Source organism: Saccharibacillus sacchari DSM 19268, from assembly GCF_000585395.1.
In the GTDB taxonomy this organism is placed as follows: domain Bacteria; phylum Bacillota; class Bacilli; order Paenibacillales; family Paenibacillaceae; genus Saccharibacillus; species Saccharibacillus sacchari.
The window spans coordinates 17,749-35,362 of record NZ_KK073875.1; the positions used below are offsets into that span (position 1 = coordinate 17,749).

15 protein-coding genes are annotated in these 17,614 nt (G+C 52.2%); 1 reads left to right on the forward strand and 14 read right to left on the reverse strand.

All coding sequences use genetic code 11. The features are described from left to right. Positions 1-18: 18 nt before the first annotated feature. The 12 genes from SACSAC_RS00065 to SACSAC_RS00120 form a co-directional block, all read right to left on the reverse strand. The gene (locus tag SACSAC_RS00065) at positions 19-954 is read right to left on the reverse strand and encodes an S-layer homology domain-containing protein (RefSeq protein ID WP_051506748.1); all 936 of its coding nucleotides are present in this window, start codon (positions 952-954) and stop codon (positions 19-21) included. A gap of 319 nt (positions 955-1,273) precedes the next feature. Then, complete coding sequence (argS, locus tag SACSAC_RS00070) at positions 1,274-2,977, reverse strand: arginine--tRNA ligase (protein ID WP_051506749.1); 1,704 nt, start codon at positions 2,975-2,977, stop codon at positions 1,274-1,276. Between the two features lie 928 nt (positions 2,978-3,905). Then, positions 3,906-4,250 carry a four-helix bundle copper-binding protein gene (locus tag SACSAC_RS00075; protein WP_037282174.1) on the reverse strand — a complete coding sequence of 115 codons (345 nt, stop codon included), beginning with the start codon at positions 4,248-4,250 and terminating at the stop codon, positions 3,906-3,908. A gap of 97 nt (positions 4,251-4,347) precedes the next feature. Next, positions 4,348-5,322 (reverse strand): CobW family GTP-binding protein, encoded by a 975-nt coding sequence (locus SACSAC_RS00080; RefSeq protein ID WP_037282176.1) that lies wholly within the window; start codon positions 5,320-5,322, stop codon positions 4,348-4,350. A gap of 224 nt (positions 5,323-5,546) precedes the next feature. Continuing rightward, on the reverse strand, positions 5,547-6,548 hold the full coding sequence (locus tag SACSAC_RS00085; RefSeq protein WP_037282180.1) for an acrylyl-CoA reductase family protein: 1,002 nt from the start codon (positions 6,546-6,548) through the stop codon (positions 5,547-5,549). 215 nt (positions 6,549-6,763) lie between these two features. After that, the gene (locus tag SACSAC_RS00090) at positions 6,764-9,070 is read right to left on the reverse strand and encodes a thiamine pyrophosphate-dependent enzyme (protein ID WP_037282182.1); all 2,307 of its coding nucleotides are present in this window, start codon (positions 9,068-9,070) and stop codon (positions 6,764-6,766) included. Positions 9,071-9,098: 28 nt separating this feature from the next. After that, positions 9,099-10,097, reverse strand: a complete 999-nt coding sequence (locus SACSAC_RS00095; RefSeq protein WP_037282184.1) for a 2-oxoacid:acceptor oxidoreductase family protein — start codon at positions 10,095-10,097, stop codon at positions 9,099-9,101. A gap of 263 nt (positions 10,098-10,360) precedes the next feature. Then, complete coding sequence (locus SACSAC_RS00100; RefSeq protein ID WP_037282187.1) at positions 10,361-11,827, reverse strand: nicotinate phosphoribosyltransferase; 1,467 nt, start codon at positions 11,825-11,827, stop codon at positions 10,361-10,363. Positions 11,828-11,921: 94 nt separating this feature from the next. Further along, complete coding sequence (locus SACSAC_RS00105; protein ID WP_037282190.1) at positions 11,922-12,476, reverse strand: cysteine hydrolase family protein; 555 nt, start codon at positions 12,474-12,476, stop codon at positions 11,922-11,924. A gap of 59 nt (positions 12,477-12,535) precedes the next feature. Further along, positions 12,536-13,321, reverse strand: a complete 786-nt coding sequence (locus tag SACSAC_RS00110; RefSeq protein WP_037282192.1) for an NUDIX hydrolase — start codon at positions 13,319-13,321, stop codon at positions 12,536-12,538. 67 nt (positions 13,322-13,388) lie between these two features. After that, the gene (locus SACSAC_RS26640) at positions 13,389-14,465 is read right to left on the reverse strand and encodes a GNAT family N-acetyltransferase (RefSeq protein ID WP_051506750.1); all 1,077 of its coding nucleotides are present in this window, start codon (positions 14,463-14,465) and stop codon (positions 13,389-13,391) included. A 92-nt stretch (positions 14,466-14,557) separates the two neighbouring features. Further along, positions 14,558-14,971, reverse strand: coding sequence for a YlbF/YmcA family competence regulator (locus SACSAC_RS00120; RefSeq protein WP_425414827.1), 414 nt, complete (start codon positions 14,969-14,971; stop codon positions 14,558-14,560). 263 nt (positions 14,972-15,234) lie between these two features. Between SACSAC_RS00120 and SACSAC_RS00125 the strand changes: the two genes are divergently transcribed. Beyond that, positions 15,235-16,305, forward strand: coding sequence for a transglutaminase domain-containing protein (locus SACSAC_RS00125; RefSeq protein WP_051506751.1), 1,071 nt, complete (start codon positions 15,235-15,237; stop codon positions 16,303-16,305). 124 nt (positions 16,306-16,429) lie between these two features. Here the strand turns inward: SACSAC_RS00125 and pduL are convergent, their stop codons facing one another. Together pduL and SACSAC_RS00135 are read right to left on the reverse strand one after the other, a co-directional pair. After that, on the reverse strand, positions 16,430-17,002 hold the full coding sequence (pduL, locus tag SACSAC_RS00130) for a phosphate propanoyltransferase (RefSeq protein ID WP_037282196.1): 573 nt from the start codon (positions 17,000-17,002) through the stop codon (positions 16,430-16,432). Positions 17,003-17,251: 249 nt separating this feature from the next. Further along, positions 17,252-17,512: a stage V sporulation protein S gene (locus tag SACSAC_RS00135; RefSeq protein WP_018974962.1), complete on the reverse strand. Its 261-nt coding sequence runs from the start codon at positions 17,510-17,512 to the stop codon at positions 17,252-17,254. Positions 17,513-17,614: the final 102 nt, after the last annotated feature.

A 17,614-nucleotide genomic window follows, 5' to 3' on the forward strand; every position in this document is an offset into this window, starting at 1 on the left:
TTTGCTTTGCCTAAACTCTTATTTCAATAGTTTCGCATCCGAAGCGCCGGTTTCTCCGCCCGTTTGCTCAGCCACGACTTCCGAAGGCGTACCCGTCAGATAAGTCGAGACTTCCGCATCGGTGATCACCTGCGGATACATCATGCCCGCTTCAGGCTTCGTGATGCTGTATTGAATCGTCGCTTTGCCGCCATCGTATTTCACATCGTCGATTTTCAGACCGTAGCCCGGATTCGGCAGCGAAGCTTTCAACGTTGCTTTCACCCGTCCGTCGGCTTCTTTCGCTGTTGTCACGCTCACTTCCGTTACCTCCGTTCCTTCGCCGGCATTATCCGCATTTCCGCCGACTTTATCGATGAACTCAATAGCATTATACACCAATTCCGCGGCTTCCATTCGAGTAATCGGATCTTGCGGACGGAACTCGCCGCCAGGGGAGATAATGCGCATGTTGCCGAGCGTTTGGATCGCGCCCAGATGGTCGCCCGTGAATTCTTTTTCATCATCGAAGAAAATGTACATTTTGGTCGTCGGATATTGCCCTGTCGTGTTAATACCTTCAAGGAGCAGACTTGCGAATTGTTCACGAGTCATTTTTTCGCTGACCGAATCCGTTTTAGTCACGGTCTTGATTCCGTTGTGCAAGGCAGCTTCATAAGCTGGAGCGTACCAAGCGTCATTGTTGAAAGAAGGAACCGGAATGTAATCCACGCCCGGATCCGTTTCAAGGCCAAAAGCATTTACGATCAATTGAACGGCTTGAGCATTGGTCAGATCGACCGAAGGAGCGAAAAGATCTTGCCCGATTCCTTTCATCACACCCATCTGCTGCAAGGATTGAGCGATCTTGGCGTTATCTTCATTTGAAATGTCGCTGTACGCGGATGCCGAAGCGGCGAATGCGAACGATCCTGCCATTACCAGAGCTGCACAAGCTTTTACTGTCTTTTTCATGGGTAGGTCACCTCTTGTATGATTTTCTCTTTCTCACTCTTCCAGACGCAGCGTGTTTCGAAAAGGTTGCAGGGAAAAGAAAAAGTCCTGTTCGGAAAACCGGTAACCGAAGCTGCGGGAGAAATTCGTTCAAAACGCTGTCTCACTCATAAAGCCTTCGGCTTTACGAGTTCAAAGGCGTCAACATAGTGCTGAATGTTACCGCAGGTTTTCTTCGAAATCCTGTAATTCACCGAATTTCTCCCTCCGCTTTGGTTTCGGTTACGAACAGGGATTTTTCTGAGAGATAGGATACAGAGATAAAAGACAAACAAGACTATTAAATCTCTTCCGGCGAACGAACGCCGAGTAAATTTAGTGCCCAACGAAGTCTCTCGGCGGCTAAGCGGGTCAGTTCCAGGCGAATCTCCTTGTCTCCTGCCGCAGCGCTGAGCACCTTGTTATGGTGGTAGAAGCGGTTGAACAGTTTAGCCAAATCTAGCGCGTAGCGCGCAATGGTCGAAGGTTCGTGGCGTTGTATGCCCCGGTGAAGCTCGGTTTGATGATCGCACAGCCGCTTGAGCAATTCCCAGGAAGCTTCGTCCCATTCGTATGACGCTGCCTCTCTTTTTAACATACCGAGGTCTGCCGTTCCTTCATTCACTTCGATTCCCTCTGCTTTTGCTTTCCGCAGTACGCTCCGCGCCCGGGCATGCGTATACTGCACATAAGGTCCGGTCTCTCCTTCGAATTGCACGGCTTCTTCGATCGAGAAATTGATCTCGCCGATCCGGTTGTTTTTCAGGTCTCCGAACACGATGGCTCCGATCCCGATCGCTTCGGCAACAGCGTCGCGATTTTGCAGTTGCGGATTTTTTTCTTCAATAATCGCAGCTGCTCGCGCTACGGCCTCGTCCAATACCTCTTCCAAAAAGACGACTTTACCTTTGCGCGTCGACATCTTTTTCCCTTCGAACTTCATCAAGCCGAACGGGATATGCCGACAAGCCGATGCCCAATCCCGTCCCATCTTGTGCAACACTGCGAAGACTTGCCGGAAATGCAGCGTTTGCTCCGCACCGACCACGTAGAGCAGCTTATCCGCTTCCAGCACGTCGTGTCGATAGATAGCAGTCGCCAGATCGCGCGTCGGATAGATCGTCGTTCCGTCGGATTTCAGGATCAGGCAAGGCGGCATGTCCGCTTCGTCCAGCCGGACGACCTGCGCGCCTTCGCTTTCTTCCAGCAAGCCCTCGGCCCGCAGCTCGTCGACGACGGCTCCCATTTTATCGTTGTAAAAGCTCTCGCCCAGCACTTTATCGAACGAAACGCCCAAGCGTTCATACATCCGGTCAAACTCGCTTAAGCTCACATCCACGAAATACCGCCAAAGACCCAATGCTTCTGCGTCTCCGCTTTCCAGCCTACGGAACCAATCCCTCGCTTCGGTCTCCAGCGTCGGATCGCTTTCGGCTTCGTCGTGGAATCGAACATAAAGGGACAAGGATTCGCGGATCGGTGCAGCTTTCAGGCGCTCTTCGCTGCCCCAACGCTTATAAGCCGTGATCTGTTTGCCGAACTGCGTGCCCCAATCGCCCAAATGATTAACGCTGATTGCGTGATAACCGGCTTCCGCGTACATTCGATACAATGCCGCTCCGATCACGGTTGAACGCAAATGACCTACGCCGAACGGTTTGGCAATATTGGGCGAAGACATATCGATCACGACAGTCTCCCCCTTCGGAGCGACGGCCTGCCCTTCAGCTTGAACCAATAGCGCAGCCGAATGAAGAGAACGATCCAATCGGAAATTCAAATAAGGTCCTGCTGCCGTGGCTTCTGTACCTTCCAACTCAAAACGTTCTGCCAAATCGGATGCGATCTGCTGCGGCGCTTTGCGAAGACTTTTCGCTAATGCGAAGCAAGGAAAAGCAGCGTCCCCCAATTCCGAGTTCGGCGGCAGCTCCAACATAGACTCCGCCGTTCCTTTTTCCCATTCCAATAGGATGTCCAATACTGCTCCGATCTGTGCTAAACTCATCTTTTTCTCCTCCTTGGTTGTACTGAAAAGCGCGCAAAAAAGCCCTCGTCTCATAAAGAGACGAGAGCTTGAATTCCCGCGGTACCACTCTTGTAGTCCTCTGCCTTTTCATGCTGAAATCGACATGGACCTCTCGATCGACGATAACGGCGCCGTATCCGGTCGACTCTACACGGAAGCAGCTGCTTACGCAACCCATTCGTTCAAATCGACGTCTCCCGGGTGCGCTTCTCCGATTGCCGCAGTGCCGGCTCCCACCTCCCCGGCTCGCTGTTCCCGCTATGGCTGATTCGGATACTCTCCCGTTCAAAGACATTGTCTGAATAAGATCAACTCCGCTGAAAAAAAGGACTGATCTGTCTTTTTGCCATTATAGAGGGTTGGGTAAAGAGAAGCAAGCGATTTTAATCGCTACAGGTTGCTCTTGAAAGTTACGTAGGCGGGGGAAGCGAGAAGACTGCGAGAAAAATTCGGTCAAAACGCTGTCTCACTCGGAAAGCTGCTGTGTAGTCATTCAGGGAGAAACTTTCCGAGTTCAAAGGCGTTTTGACCTGAATTTCTTTTTCCGTCTTCTCACTTCCAGCTACGTTAGTATTTCTCGACACCTTTAAGGGATTCCGATCGCTGTATTCAGTATGATGTTCGAAAATGATTATTCGATCGAACCGATCATTCTTCCTCACATATAAAAAAACCGCTTCAGACTAAGCGATCTTTTGAAGTGAATTTCTATTCACTTCGGAGCGTTAGGCGGAGGGAGAAATTCAGTGAAATACAGGATTTTGAAGAAAACCTGCGGTAACATTCAGCATGATGTTGACGCCTTTGAACTCGAAAAGCCACTCCCTAGAAATACCGTCCAGCAGCTTTTCGAGTGAGACAGCGTACTGAACGAATTTCTCTCTCCGCCGCTCCCACGAATCGAAATTTAAGCGGTCACAAGAACGCTCCGGCAGATGCTCGCACACTCCCGGCAGATTTCTACGCATTCTTGGCAATGTTCATGCTTGTGCTTCATGCACTCGTCGGCGCAAGCATCGCAAGCTTTTGCGACCAGTTCGCAAATTTCGGCCACGAACGGGCTGTTGCGCGTCATCGCTTGAATCGCCACCGCGCACAGATCCGCGCATTCGCGGTCCAATCGCAGACACTCGCGCAATTCGAAAATATCAAGGCCTTTCAGGCTCGAAACATAGCTGACATTGCAGACGTTCATGCAGCGGATGCAGGCGTCGATGCACTCTTTATATGTAGTCACGGTCAATTGGGTCATGTTGTGATCCTCCCGGTTGTAAGTTGAGGCTTGTCAGCCTTTGATGATCCTTATTACCCGAAAGATTACAAAATTGAAACCCTCGCCGCCTACTTGCTTATGCCTGCGCTTCTTCTGCTTCTAACGCTTCCAGCTTCTCGCGCAGCTCGGCGGCCGAAAAATGTTCGCCGATAAATACCGCCATATCATCCAACTTCCCCTGAGGCGTAACTTTAATGAAATCAAGTTCCCGGAAAGCATATTGGAACAAGAAACGGCTTGCCGTATCGGAGAACGTTAATAATCCTTTTGCCCGATAAATTTCACGCGGCAGCGAAGAAATCAGCGCTTCAAACCTTTCGCTATCTACCGGATTTTTAAAACGATGCGTATACGAAGTCACGTGTTCGTGCCCGGAACCCAACATATCGAAGCGTCCGCCCGGCGTCTTTTTTAAAGGTCCATTCTCTACTCGCTCTGCCGCAAAGCCGATATTCAATAATGCTTCAAAGTCTACCTCGCAGCGAATCGCGCGGACTACGGGAGCATACGCATTCCATTCGGTGATCGCTCGCTCTAGCTCTTCGGCCTCCCGTTCACTGACCCGGTCCATTTTATTCAAAATGATCACGGATGCGCAGCGAATCTGATCCTGCATCAGAGCATACGTGCGTCCTCCGCGATTGCGGTACATCTCCAGCAGATGAGCGGCGTCGGCTACGGTGATCAATCCTTTGATATCGATCCCCGCGTACATCGCCGTCTCGGTCGCGGAGTCCAGCAGATCGATCGGATTGGCAGCGCCGGTAGCTTCGATCAATACTACATCCGGCCGATCCCGCTCCACCAGCATCGCCAGCTCTCCCGCCAAGTCTTCGCGCACGGTACAACAAATGCAGCCGCCCAGCAGCTCCGCTGTCGGAACCTCGGAGTCGACCAGCATGCCGTCCAAATTCACGTCGCCCAGTTCGTTAATGATGACGCCGGGTTTTAAGCCTTGACCCTGCCAATAGGCAACTAACTTTTGAAGTAACGTGGTCTTGCCGCTGCCGAGGAAACCTGACAGCAAATATACCGGTACATCCTTATTCATCTATGTATACCTCCTGTATGCGTGGATTGAAATGTTTAATCGCGAAGCGCGTGCCCGAGGATTGAGTCTACTACAGCAAGACGGGAAGTGCAACGAGCAAGCAGCAAAATCAGCGGGCAATCACAGATAACGCAAAAAAAAGCATACGAAAAGATCGCATGCTCAAGCTGTCGATAAGGTCATATGTGAGATGGACTTCATAGACATGTTGATGAAGAACCTTACTATTCCGCCGAAACCTTTACCAATTGCCGCCCTACCGCTTGTCCTTTTAAAATACGGTCAAACGCTTCAGGAAGTTGTTCAAGCGATACTTCATGTACCGCTTGCTCGAACAGAGATTCCGGCTTCCAATCCGTCGCCAGCTTGTCCCATACATCCAAACGTAACGGCAGCGGGCATTGAACCGAGTCGATTCCGGCCAGCGTCACGCCGCGCAGAATGAACGGATGCACGCTTGTTCCGAAATCGCCGCCGCCTGTAAGGCCGGACAAAGCGAGTACGCCGCGGTAACGAATCGCTTTCAGACGTTCTCCCGTGCCTGCTCCGCCCACCGGATCGACGATTGCCGACCAGAGTCCTTTACCCAAAGGTCCTTTGGACGGAGTCTGGGCTTCTTCGCGGGAGATCGTGTGTGAGGCTCCCAAACGCTTCAACAACTCCCACTCCTGCTCTTTGCCGCTGCTTGCCGTGACTTCAAAACCCAGTTTCGCCAGGATCGACACCGCTACGCTGCCTACCCCGCCGGATGCGCCGGTAACCAGGATCGGACCGCTTTCCGGGGTGATTCCCGCACTCAGAATCGCTTCTACGGACATGCCTGCCGTAAAGCCCGCTGTACCCAAAATCATCGCTTCGCGCAAAGTCAGCCCTTCCGGAAGTTTAACGAGCCAGTCTGCCGGTACGCGCGCCTGTTCGCTGTAACCTCCAAAATGCGATACGCCTAGACCATAGCCCGTGCACAACACTTGATCGCCGATCGCAAAACGCGAATCTTCGCTAGCGACAACCTCGCCGGCCAAATCGATTCCCGGAATAAACGGATACTCGCGTACGATCCGACCTTCCTTGATACTGGCCAACCCATCTTTATAGTTGACGTCGGAATAACGAACCCGAACGAGGACTTCACCTTGCGGCAGGTCGTCGGTTTCGATTTTCTTCACTGCTCCCGTTACGCCGGTTTCTGTTTCCTCCAGCCAAAATGCACGAAATTTCTCTGTCATCATGATCGCCTCCACACTTCGTTTCTGATTGATCTCTATAAGAACGGATCGCCTCCGCTCTCTCCTTTTCCATCCTACTCCAACACCCGGCGCGATGCCAGCAAGAAGCTCACACTCGAACTCAGATCTTCGTGACGCAGTGCCATTCTCGACGCAAAAAGGCGGTCGATACGAGATCGACCACCTTCCATGTATTCGATAGCATTGCGAAACTTTTAAAGATCCGGGTGCTCATGTCTAGCTTTCAAACGGCTCCAACGCCGCTCCACTTCGCGTTCGAACTCATGAAGTGCATCTTCATTTTCAGATTTCAACAAATGGCGTGTCTTGCCCATTCGTTTGAGCCATTCCGAGACGGGAACTTTTTTGTTTTTGTCTTCAGGGTTATAGGTGATCGCCGTAACGCCCTGCTCGACTTCGTACAACGGGAAGAAGTTCGAGCTGACGGCGGCATCCACGATATTGGCACCTTGATCGTCCGGCGACATCCAGTTGAGCGGACAGGCGATCAGAATCTTGCCGTACACCAGCCCGACATTTTGAGCGTACCATTGCGCTTTCGCCGCTTTTTTAACCAAATCCTGCGGGAAAGCTTCACTGCCTGTAAAGACATACGGAATACCGGTAGCGGCCATAATCTGAGCGGTATCTTTATGGTGGAACGACTTGCCTTGCTGCGTCTTCCCGACGCCGGAAGTCGATGTGCGGTGTCCCAGCGGCGTGGAGTACGACATTTGAGCGCCGGTATTCATGTACCCCTCATTGTCGTATTCGACGATGATCATGCGATGCCCGCGCAACGCGGCGCCGATCGCCGGGCCCATGCCGATATCCATGCCGCCGTCGCCCGTAACCATCACGAATGTGAAATCTTCCTGTAGGCCGAGTCCTTCGAACTCGCCGCGGCGCTTGCGTTCCCAGAACATTTCGACCAGACCGGACAATGTGGCCGCGCCGTTTTGGAACAGGTTATGGATATACGTCGCTTTGTGGGACGAATGGGGATAGCCCGTCGTGGTTACCATCGCGCATCCGGTATGGAATAACGTGACGATATCGCCTTCGATTCCTTTAAAGAACAATTCAAGTCCCGAGAAAATGCCGCAGCCCGGGCAAGCCCCGTGTCCGGGAGCAAGGCGTTTCGGCTTTTTCGTCAACGAACGCAGCGGCGGAATCTTGACGGCCAGTTTCCCTGTTTCTTCATTTGGCGTAACGGTGATCAGACCTGTTTTCAAATCCTCAAAGTTTAAAGGCTTGAGCAGACGCTTGGGTGCTTTCGTTGGATCGCCAGGTGTATGACCATAGAAATCAAACGGAATGTTGACGGTCTGCTTCTCTGCTGCCTCAATCGCCAATTCGAAGAAGTGACGTCCGTCTTCGGCCCCGAACTCTTTGCCTCCCAGACCATATACACGGCCAATAACCTGCGTATCGCGATTACCGTGCGTGAACAGCGCAGCTTTGATTTCGTTCAACATATTGCCGCCGTGCGCGCCGCAAGCGTCGGCACGATCGCCTACCGTGATCGCGCGGACATGTTTGAGCGCTTCGGCAATCTGGAGCTGCGGGAAAGGACGGATCATATTCGGAGCAACCGCCCCGGCTTTGATTCCCTGCAAGCGAAGCTCGTCCACGACGTCCTTAATGGTTTCCGAAGCCGAATTCATCACGAATACGGCAACTTCGGCGTCATCCATCCGGTAGAGATCAAGCATCGGGTAGTCGCGTCCGGTCAATTCTTGATATTCGGCGGCGATTCGTTCGAAGACGCCTCCCGCACGATACATCGCTTCGGACATCTGATAGCGGTTATTGATATAATCCGGTTCATTCATGTAAGGTCCGATCGTAATCGGATTTTCACGGTCGAGCGCATTGGCGAAGCCTTCGGGCGTATACTCTCCGACAAACGCCATGACGTCTGCACGATCTTCAAACGTCTGCACGCGGCGCTTTTGGTGGGAAGTGAAATAGCCGTCGTAGGCCACCATCACCGGAAGCCGAACTTCCGGATCTTCGGCAAGCTTAAGCGCAATCAGGTTCATATCATATACAGCCTGAGGATCGCGGCACATCAGAATCGGCCAACCTGTATTCAGGGCGAAATAAAGGTCGGAATGATCCCCGTGAATATTTAACGGCCCGGAGACCGAACGGCAGACCAGATTCAATACCATCGGGAAACGAGTGCCCGATTGAACCGGCATCTGCTCCATCATATACAGATAGCCTTGAGCGCTTGTCGCGTTAAACACGCGCCCCCCTCCTGTCGAAGCGCCGTAGCAGATCCCGGCAGAGCTATGCTCGCCGTCCGACGGCACGAGACGAATACCGTGTTTGCCTTCCGTTTTCATCAAATCCAGATGCTGCGCCACTTCTGTCGAAGGCGAGATCGGGAAATAACCCATAATATGATAGTCGATCTGGTGAGCGGCATAGGCAGCCATCTCGTTGCCTGATTCATAAACCATCCGCTGCTTCACGCGGCCTGGAACAATTTCTTTGGAATAATCGATTGCCATAATACCCTTCCTTTCCCGTCAGTAGGGATCAAGCTTCGACGAAGTCGAAGCGATGTTTGACCTGATTGGCATCCGCATAGCCTTCTTGTTCAAGCATCCGCGACAAGGAGTCGGTTGGACAAGCTTCTACGCATTTCAGGCAGCCTTTGCAATATTGATAATCGATACCTTGCAGCACCATCTGCATCCGGCCGCGTTTGTCCGGTTGTTCTTCCCAGACAAAGCACAGATCCGGGCAAGCCGTATCGCATTGTGCACAGTTAATGCAGGTCGCTTGGTCAAAGGCAGGCAGCATGCCCGAACGCGAAATGCTGAGGTCTTTCAACAAGCTACTCCCCGGTGTAACCACCATGCCGCCGAGCGGCTGATTTAGATAACCGAATGGGTTTTCCGGAGCTTTTTCATAAACCTCGTCGCCCGCCTTTGCAGGAACTTCAAGCATTTCAATCTCGCTGTATCCACGCTCAAACACACGAATTGCCAATTCAACCGCCTGCGGATATTTTTTACCCAGCGATTTGGCAATAACGTCCTTCATAAACTCAGGGTCCAGGAATCCGCACAAACGGAACAATCCGCCGAGCATTGCCATATTGACTTTGTTTTTCTCTTCAAGCGCAATTCGCGTCGCATCCAAGACCGCAACCGTGCAACCGTGCAACTTTGCATCATCCGCGATACGCTGCGCGGAATGTGCCGAATTCACCAAGACAATGCCGCCTGGACGAACACCGGAGGCACCTCCTGTTCGGATCAACGCTTCATGAAAAATGCCGATGACATGCGGATGCTCGATCGGCGATGTATCGCGAATCGGCGTACCCAGCTCGCAGAAACGGATATGCGCCTTGACCGGCGATCCTTTTTTCTCCGATCCGTACGACGAGAAACTGACTCCGTCCATGCCCGCTCCGACGATCCCGGCTTCCGCAAGCATTTTGCCTGCCAGATTGGCGCCGAGTCCTCCGATCGATTCCAGTCGGATTTCGAAAAAGCCAAGTTTGTTTACTTCAGGCAGTACCGCCACACCTTTTCCCCCTCCGTATTTTGTTTTAAATTTAACAATTTACATGAGGTGTCACTGTAATAAATATCACACGCCAAGTTTGAAAAAGGTCTGCGAAAGGCCTTATTTCGTCCCACTTTCGCCTTAACCGCGCGGTTTGGTTCATTAAAACTGCTAACACGTAAAAAAGCGGGATCTCCCTAAGAAGATCCCGCTTTTCCCTATATTTATCGAATCGAATTCCTGATCCGCATTTCGATATTCCCTACTATCTTGTCGACGCTTTAACTTTCCGGCGTACCTTCTGTTTCTTCCATATAACGATCGATCAGACCCTGCTTGAGCTGCCAAGCCTTCTCGCTGATGTTGACGCGGTAAATTTCCGGATTCAGCTTGCGCAAATACTGCGGCCAAAACTGCTTGAGCTGGGATGCGTGGTAGTCCCGGATATCGTTCAGCGAAGGCAGCTCGTACACGAGTTTGCCTTCCTCGAAGATCGGCACCAACATCCGCTCGGCATCGTAGTTTTTCACATAGCGGCGAATGTACGTATGCAGCGGATTGAACAGCTTCAGCTGCTTGCCTTCGCTCGGCTCGTCTTCCTCCGGGAAACAAATATAGTCGGCAATCGCTTTACCCGTCCCGCGATCGATAATGCGATACACGTCTTTTTTGCCGGGTGTCGTTACCTTTTCGGGATTGGCCGATATCTTGATCGTCGGCTGCATGATTCCGTCCACTTCCCGCTCGACCAGCTTATACACGCCGCCCAGCGAAGGTTGGTCGTGCGCCGTGATTAGCTGCGTTCCGACACCCCATATATCGATGCGCGCATCCTGCGTTTTCAGCTCGGTGATCGTATGTTCATCGAGATCATTCGACGCAACGATTTTCACATAATCAAGCCCGGCTTCGTCCAGCATTTTGCGCGCTTCGATGGACAGATAAGCCAAGTCGCCGCTGTCCAGGCGAATCGAGTTCAGACGTTTCCCGCGTTCCTCCAGCTTCTTCGCCGTACGGATCGCGTTAGGCACGCCGCTTCTGAGCGTGTCGAACGTATCGACCAGCAGCGAAGAATAATCCGGCAGCACTTCCGCATACTTGTCGAACGCCTCTTGTTCGCTCCCGAAACTCTGTACCCACGCATGCGCATGAGTGCCTTTGGTCGGAATACCGAAGCGTTTGCCCGCCATCATGTTGGATGTGGCGTCGAAACCGGACAAGTAAGCCGCGCGCGCTCCCCAGACCGCGGCGTCCGCTTCCTGCGCGCGGCGCGTTCCGAATTCCAGCAATGTATCGCCGTCCGCAGCCTGCTTGATTCGAGCGGCCTTGGTCGCAATCAACGTCTGGAAGTTCATAAAGTTCAGCAGCGCCGTCTCGACCAATTGGGCTTCGAAAATGGTGCCTTCGACTCGAATTAACGGTTCATTCGGGAACACGACGGCTCCTTCGCGCATCGAGTGTACGGTTCCGTTAAAATGAAACGTCCGAAGCTCTTCCAGAAAAAGGGGATCGTAATTCTCCTCTTGCTCCGACAGGTAGCGGATATCGTCCTCTTGAAAACGAAGGTTCGAGATATAATGCACGATTCGTTCGAGCCCCGCAAAAACGCCGTAGCCGTTCCCGAACGGAAGACTGCGGAAGTAAGCCTCGAATACCGCGCGGTGCTTGTGCGTACCGTGCATCCAGTGAGCATACATCATATTGATCTGATACTTATCCGTATGTAAAGCCATTCCAGGCGTCTCCATACTGTTCCCTCCTCCGATACCGCCTAACAGACGGCCGCGCCTCCGTTAACGGAGCGCGGCGTGCCTTGCAGCAATAAGTGTTGATCCGTCAAAGTTACCCATTTACCTGCCATCCCGAAACAACTTTCGCCCCGAGGCTGCCTGTAAAATGTCCCAGTGCCCAATCATGCCCCGCAGCATTGAAGCTGGCAACCGCATCCTCGTGCACCACGATCTCAAACCCGTGATTGTAAGCATCCATCGCCGTGTGCAGCACGCAAATATCCGTACATACGCCGATCAGATGAACCTCGGCGATTCCGCGGGCGCGAAGGCGCAGTGCAAGATCCGTACCTGCAAAAGCACTGTATCGGGTCTTGTCCATCCAGTAGATATGCTCTTCGTTCTGCTCATAAGCGGCTTTGAGTCCGCCGTACAGTTCCCGTCCTGCCGTGCCTCGAATATTATGCGGCGGGAAAAGGGTGCTTTCGGGATGGTGCGGATCGTTCTGCTCATGCAAATCGACCGCCATTACCGCATAATCTCCGTTTGAGGCGAACTGCGTCGTCAAATCGATCATTCTCTGTTCAATCTCGATAGCGGGCTGTCCGACCGGCAAACTTCCATCCACAAAATCATTCGTATAATCGATTACGATCAAGGCTCTCATCGCTTCCGTTCACGCTCCTGTCACTGGGATGCTTTAACCCGCCGGGATGCTTTAACCAATCAAGAGTAAATCGATAATCGCGGTACGTTGTCGAGAAACCGGTAAAGCTGAGCCGGCCGCTGCGAATACTGATTCGAGCTGATCGGCACTCCGTTTTCGTCGCGAACTTCCTCAAGAATTCCTTTGCGGCTTCGCGTAGACGTGATCTTTCGAATAAAATTGGGTTCTTCGAAGTCCGGCACGACAGCCTTAATGACCTGATAAAGTTCGCTGAGCGTAAATTCCTGAGGCAAAAATTTGCGAGCAATCGTGGTCTTAAGCATCTTCTCCTGAATTCTCCGGTAAGCATCGGCGATAATATCCCGATGGTCGAACCCCAAATCCAATTCATCCAACGCTTCCTCGATTGTGAACAATCCCACTTCTTCGGCATCGTCTGCGGCTTGGCGCTTCTCCAGTACCTCTTCCTCTACCAAAGCAAAGAAAGCATGCGAGATAATCCAACCCCGCGGGTCACGTCCCGGGTCGCTATACACGCTCAAATATTCCAAATGACGTCCCACGACGCCGGTTTCCTCTTTCAGCTCGCGCAGCGCCGTCTCGTACAGCGATTCGTCGTCCCGGGAAAAACCGCCCGGAAGCGCCCATTTCCCTGCAAATGGCCAGGAACGACGGCGAATCAGCATTACGCGCAGCTCGCGCAGCGGAAGGGTCTTGGTTACCGTCTTGCGCTCTTTTTTCGTCAACGTAAACATCACGATGTCGGCCGGAGCCCCGTCCGGAGTCCGATATTTCTTGGCATCGTATTTCTTTTGCTCATCTTGTTCGTTCATCGGCATCACCATCGCAGCATTTGATAAATTCAGGTTATACAAGTTCCAAATATGATATTATCATTATGACACACTCGAATCATTTGTCAACCCTTCCCTGTTTAACGGTACGCAGATCACAGCCCATCTGATACAGGTCCACAGGTTCGCCTTCAATCATCAAGGCGCCGCGCATGACGCCTTCCAAGCGGAAGCCGAGCGAACGGTATAATCGATATGCCCTTTGATTCGAAGCTTGCACGGTCAATTCTGCACGCAGCACCTGCCGCCGCGCTGCCCACTCGAACATCTCTTGGAATAGCCGGCGACCCAGCCCCTTCCCTGTGCAAACTTCCAAAATGCCCACCACGATATAGATCGTATGTTGGTTCCGCCTGACCTTGCCGCCCGTAGCCTCGAGATAACCGACGACTTCGCCATCCATTTCCGCAACTAACATCAACGAATTGGAACTGCGGAGCAGCGAACGAATTTGCTCAAGCTGATCGCCGTCGGTCAGCCGACGCTCTCCCGGTTCATAGAGCATCGAGGTTGTCTCGCGGTCCAATCGTTTTTTCATGGAAAGCAGACTGCGGCTATCCCGAAGCTCCGCCCTGCGAATCGTCGGCCTCTGCTCTACCGGTCTGTCCCCGAAGACATCGCGCAGCACCGCCTCTGACGAATTCCGCCCTTGTGCCAGTAATTCCAGCATCAACCGATCCAGGCGTCGCAGTCCGCTGCCTTCCGCTGGCGCAAGCTGAAAATCCGCATAATAATCCGGTTCCGCCGCCACAATGCGAAACCCGGCACGCTGGCAAGCGTAGAGCAAGTCCGTTTCCCATGCCCCGATATAAGCCATCAAGCGTCGAACTCCCCGCTGTGTCCACTCCGTATCCACCTCTTGAAGCAGGCGGATCAATTGTTCGAGTTCTTCGGCTGTTCGCCCTTTTAGCGCTATATTCACGATCTCCGCCTCTTCCGCTCCCATGCGAAGACAGCCGACGACGGCAAGCACTTCTTCGGTTGCCGCACGAATCGACCACCACTCGGCTTCATGCAGGTACGTCTCGATGCGCCAGTCCAGAGGGTCTCCCTGTTTTAACAGCTCGATCGGCAAAGCATTCGGTTCCGATTCACGTATAACTTGTTCCATCCGGCTGATCCGGCCACGCTCCATGCGTAACGCCCCCTCTGCGCTCCTGCGAGTCCTGCCAAAAACAAAAGACGCGGAGACGATCGTCCGCGCCTTGTCGTGGCTCCCGCCGCCCTTTAGCCGCAGGAAGCCGGCGGTGCGTCCGCCCCTTTTTCCACGACAATCTTTTCCGAAACTGTAGTATGGATCGCGGAGATGACCATTTGCAGCAGATCGTTAATCTCAACTTGTCCCTCCTGGTAATCGCTCACGATCGGAATACCGTCCAACTCATCTTGAAGCTCGCTCAGTTCCGCTTCGATCATGGCTGCCATTTTAGCATTTTTCATCGCTTCGAACGCTACAATTTCCTTTTGCTTCTTTTTAATCGTCGTAATCAGGTATTGAATCCGTTCATGTCCCTGAATTTGACGTTCCGCCTGTTGAAAGATCCGAACTTCCTCGCTCGAAGAAATCAGCCCGGCCAATTCGCGCGTTTTATTAACGATGTCGCTTCGATTCCAGACGCCTACCGGAGCGCCGACCGACATTTTTTCCGAATCTTTATTTTGCTGAATATCCATGGGGTGTGCCCCTCCTTTATTTCATGTGACTGCTATATACGTCAATCGCTTCGTGCATTCGAGAAAACGCTTTGCCTTATTAAACAGTATGCTTATACGGTAAAAAATTATATCATACTGCCACCTTTCTATCCATCGGTTTTCCCGCTCTGTCTTTTTTGCAACCTATTGCCTCTTTATGCGGTATACTGTAGAGTACTCGGGTTAACAAGACACTAGGAGGATCACTGTTGAAAAAGAAACGCATCGCCTTATACCTGGCCGCGACGCTGGTAGGCGCTTCGGCCGTCATGCCAGTTGCGCCGCGCGCCGCTATTGCCGCTTCGTCGGACACTTCGATCGTGTCTTCGATCACTGGCGCTTTCGAGCAGAAAAAAACGACGCTTACGGTCAATATGACCAGTTCCCAACTCTCCCGTATCCACAGCTTGCTGGATAGCGCTTCGGCTCAGTCCGATCCCTATGCCCGCTATACGCTGGATCGGGTCGACACGGAATACAGCGTTCGCGGTTCAAAAGCAACAGTTCGTTTCACGATCAGCTATTTGGAGAACAAGCAGCAGGCCGACTACGTCACAGCCCAAGCCAAAGCGACACTCAAGACGATCGTCAAGGCCGGCATGAGCGAAGAAGAAAAGGTGAAGGTCATCCATGATTATATCGTGAAAAAATTTGCCTATGACGAGTCGATGACGCGTTACTCCGCTTATGAAGGACTGACGAAGGGAACTACGGTCTGTCAGGGTTACGCACTGTTGGCTTATCGGATGTTCTCCTTGGCCGGAATCGAGAATCATATCGTGGAAGGCGTAGCCGGCGGACAGGCGCATGTCTGGAATAAAGTCAAAGTTGACGGAAAGTGGTACAACATTGACATGACATGGGACGACCCGACACCCGACCGTAAAAATGAAGTTTCGTATTCGTACTATCTAGTGACGGATAAGCTGTTGGCTCGCGATCATGCCTGGACGAAGAACAATCTTCCGGCCGCGACTTCCGACTACCGTACGCTGCTTGCTCAAAAAGCCAAAAACAGCGCCAAGCACCGCAATCTGTTAGCTGCGATCGGCGGAGAGATTACGGCAAGCACCGCTGCGCTGAAACAAAAGGTCCTCTCTTCCATCGCAAACGGCAAAGCCGAGCTGACGGTGCAACATGATTTCAATTCCAACTCGCCTAAAAGCGTATTGGATCAAATTATGAAAGCATGCCGGGAAACGGATGTTAAAAATGTCCGTTACGGCTACCAGATTGCAGATAACGGCATGGCGATCCTCAAGTTTGCTTTCGATTATTAAGAGTTGCTTCACAGGATGCAGCATCCAAAAAAACGGGACCGTCCATGATGGACAGTCCCGCTTTTGCTATATTCAATCCACAAGGCCAAACATTCCCGGCCGTTGATCGGGTTGAAACAAATGATTAACCGACGATTTCAGCCGTATCGCCCGTTTTCGCCAACACCGCATTGGCTTCATCGGTGTCGATGTGCATATCGAGCGCGAACGAGTCGGATACGCGCGCAATCACGTTTTCAAACACAACGCCACGGTCTCCGCCGAAGCGAACTTTCAACAGCTGTTGATCTTGAATGTCCCATTTTGCGGCATCCGAAGTATGGAAGTGAATGTGACGCGCAGCCACGATTACGCCTTCTTCGATTTGAACTTCGCCAGCAGGTCCTTTGAGCAGGATACCTGGCGTTCCGGATGTTTTACCCGATTCGCGAACCGGAGCTTTGACGCCCAGCGCGAACGAGTCTGTTTGCGAAATTTCAAGTTGCGTGGCTGGACGTGCAGGTCCCAGAATACGGACTTTCGGGAACGTACCTTTCGAACCGACAACTTCAACCGTTTCGTTGGCTGCAAATTGTCCGGGTTGCGAGAGAGCCTTCATTTCCGTCAGTTGATATCCTTGTCCAAACAATGTTTCTACGTGCTCCTGACTAAGGTGGATGTGACGTGCGGACACGCCTACAGGTACGATTTTGCTCATTGCGAGTCACTCCTATTCATTTCTCTGGTATGGGTTTCGTTCAAGTCAAGTATTCGAAAATACTCGCGCGCCCTTTATTATACACCTTCCTTTTCAAAAGAAAAAGGATTGTCACATTCCGATCACAGATTTCACGCATAAAAAAGGGACAGGTTCTCTGCCATTGCGCAGCCAACCTGTCCCTTTCGTTATAAACCCGTATACGCGCCAGTCTAAGGTCTTACTCCATTCCATGCATGAATCTGTCTACTATCTCGGTTCCACGATCAATTTGATCGCCGTTCGTTCTTCCCCGTCAATGACGACATCGGTAAAGGCCGGAATACAGATCAAATCTACCCCTCCCGGTGCAACAAATCCCCGGGCAATGGCTACTGCTTTGACCGCTTGGTTGAGTGCTCCCGCCCCGATCGCCTGAAGTTCGGCGGCTCCTTGCTCGCGCAGCACGCCTGCAAGCGCACCGGCAACGGAATTGGGATTGGATTTGGCAGAAACTTTTAATACATCCATGAGCAGGTACCTCCTCTGGGAAGAAGTGATGAACAGTAGTGCAGTGTATAGGATGGCGAAGCAGCAATTACAGCCTTGACTAACGACTTGCTGTTTGATAAC

Bases quoted from the DNA above. Each gene is read 5' to 3' on its own strand.
- SACSAC_RS00080 (WP_037282176.1), bottom strand. From the start codon at position 5,322: ATGAATAAGGATGTACCGGTATATTTGCTGTCAGGTTTCCTCGGCAGC.
- SACSAC_RS00120 (WP_425414827.1), bottom strand. From the start codon at position 14,971: ATGTCGGTCGGCGCTCCGGTAGGCGTCTGGAATCGAAGCGACATCGTT.
- SACSAC_RS00090 (WP_037282182.1), bottom strand. From the start codon at position 9,070: ATGGCAATCGATTATTCCAAAGAAATTGTTCCAGGCCGCGTGAAGCAG.
- SACSAC_RS26640 (WP_051506750.1), bottom strand. From the start codon at position 14,465: ATGGAGCGTGGCCGGATCAGCCGGATGGAACAAGTTATACGTGAATCG.
- SACSAC_RS00075 (WP_037282174.1), bottom strand. From the start codon at position 4,250: ATGACCCAATTGACCGTGACTACATATAAAGAGTGCATCGACGCCTGC.
- SACSAC_RS00065 (WP_051506748.1), bottom strand. From the start codon at position 954: ATGAAAAAGACAGTAAAAGCTTGTGCAGCTCTGGTAATGGCAGGATCG.
- SACSAC_RS00100 (WP_037282187.1), bottom strand. From the start codon at position 11,827: ATGGAGACGCCTGGAATGGCTTTACATACGGATAAGTATCAGATCAAT.
- argS (WP_051506749.1), bottom strand. From the start codon at position 2,977: ATGAGTTTAGCACAGATCGGAGCAGTATTGGACATCCTATTGGAATGG.
- pduL (WP_037282196.1), bottom strand. From the start codon at position 17,002: ATGAGCAAAATCGTACCTGTAGGCGTGTCCGCACGTCACATCCACCTT.
- SACSAC_RS00110 (WP_037282192.1), bottom strand. From the start codon at position 13,321: ATGGTGATGCCGATGAACGAACAAGATGAGCAAAAGAAATACGATGCC.
- SACSAC_RS00085 (WP_037282180.1), bottom strand. From the start codon at position 6,548: ATGACAGAGAAATTTCGTGCATTTTGGCTGGAGGAAACAGAAACCGGC.
- SACSAC_RS00135 (WP_018974962.1), bottom strand. From the start codon at position 17,512: ATGGATGTATTAAAAGTTTCTGCCAAATCCAATCCCAATTCCGTTGCC.
- SACSAC_RS00105 (WP_037282190.1), bottom strand. From the start codon at position 12,476: ATGAGAGCCTTGATCGTAATCGATTATACGAATGATTTTGTGGATGGA.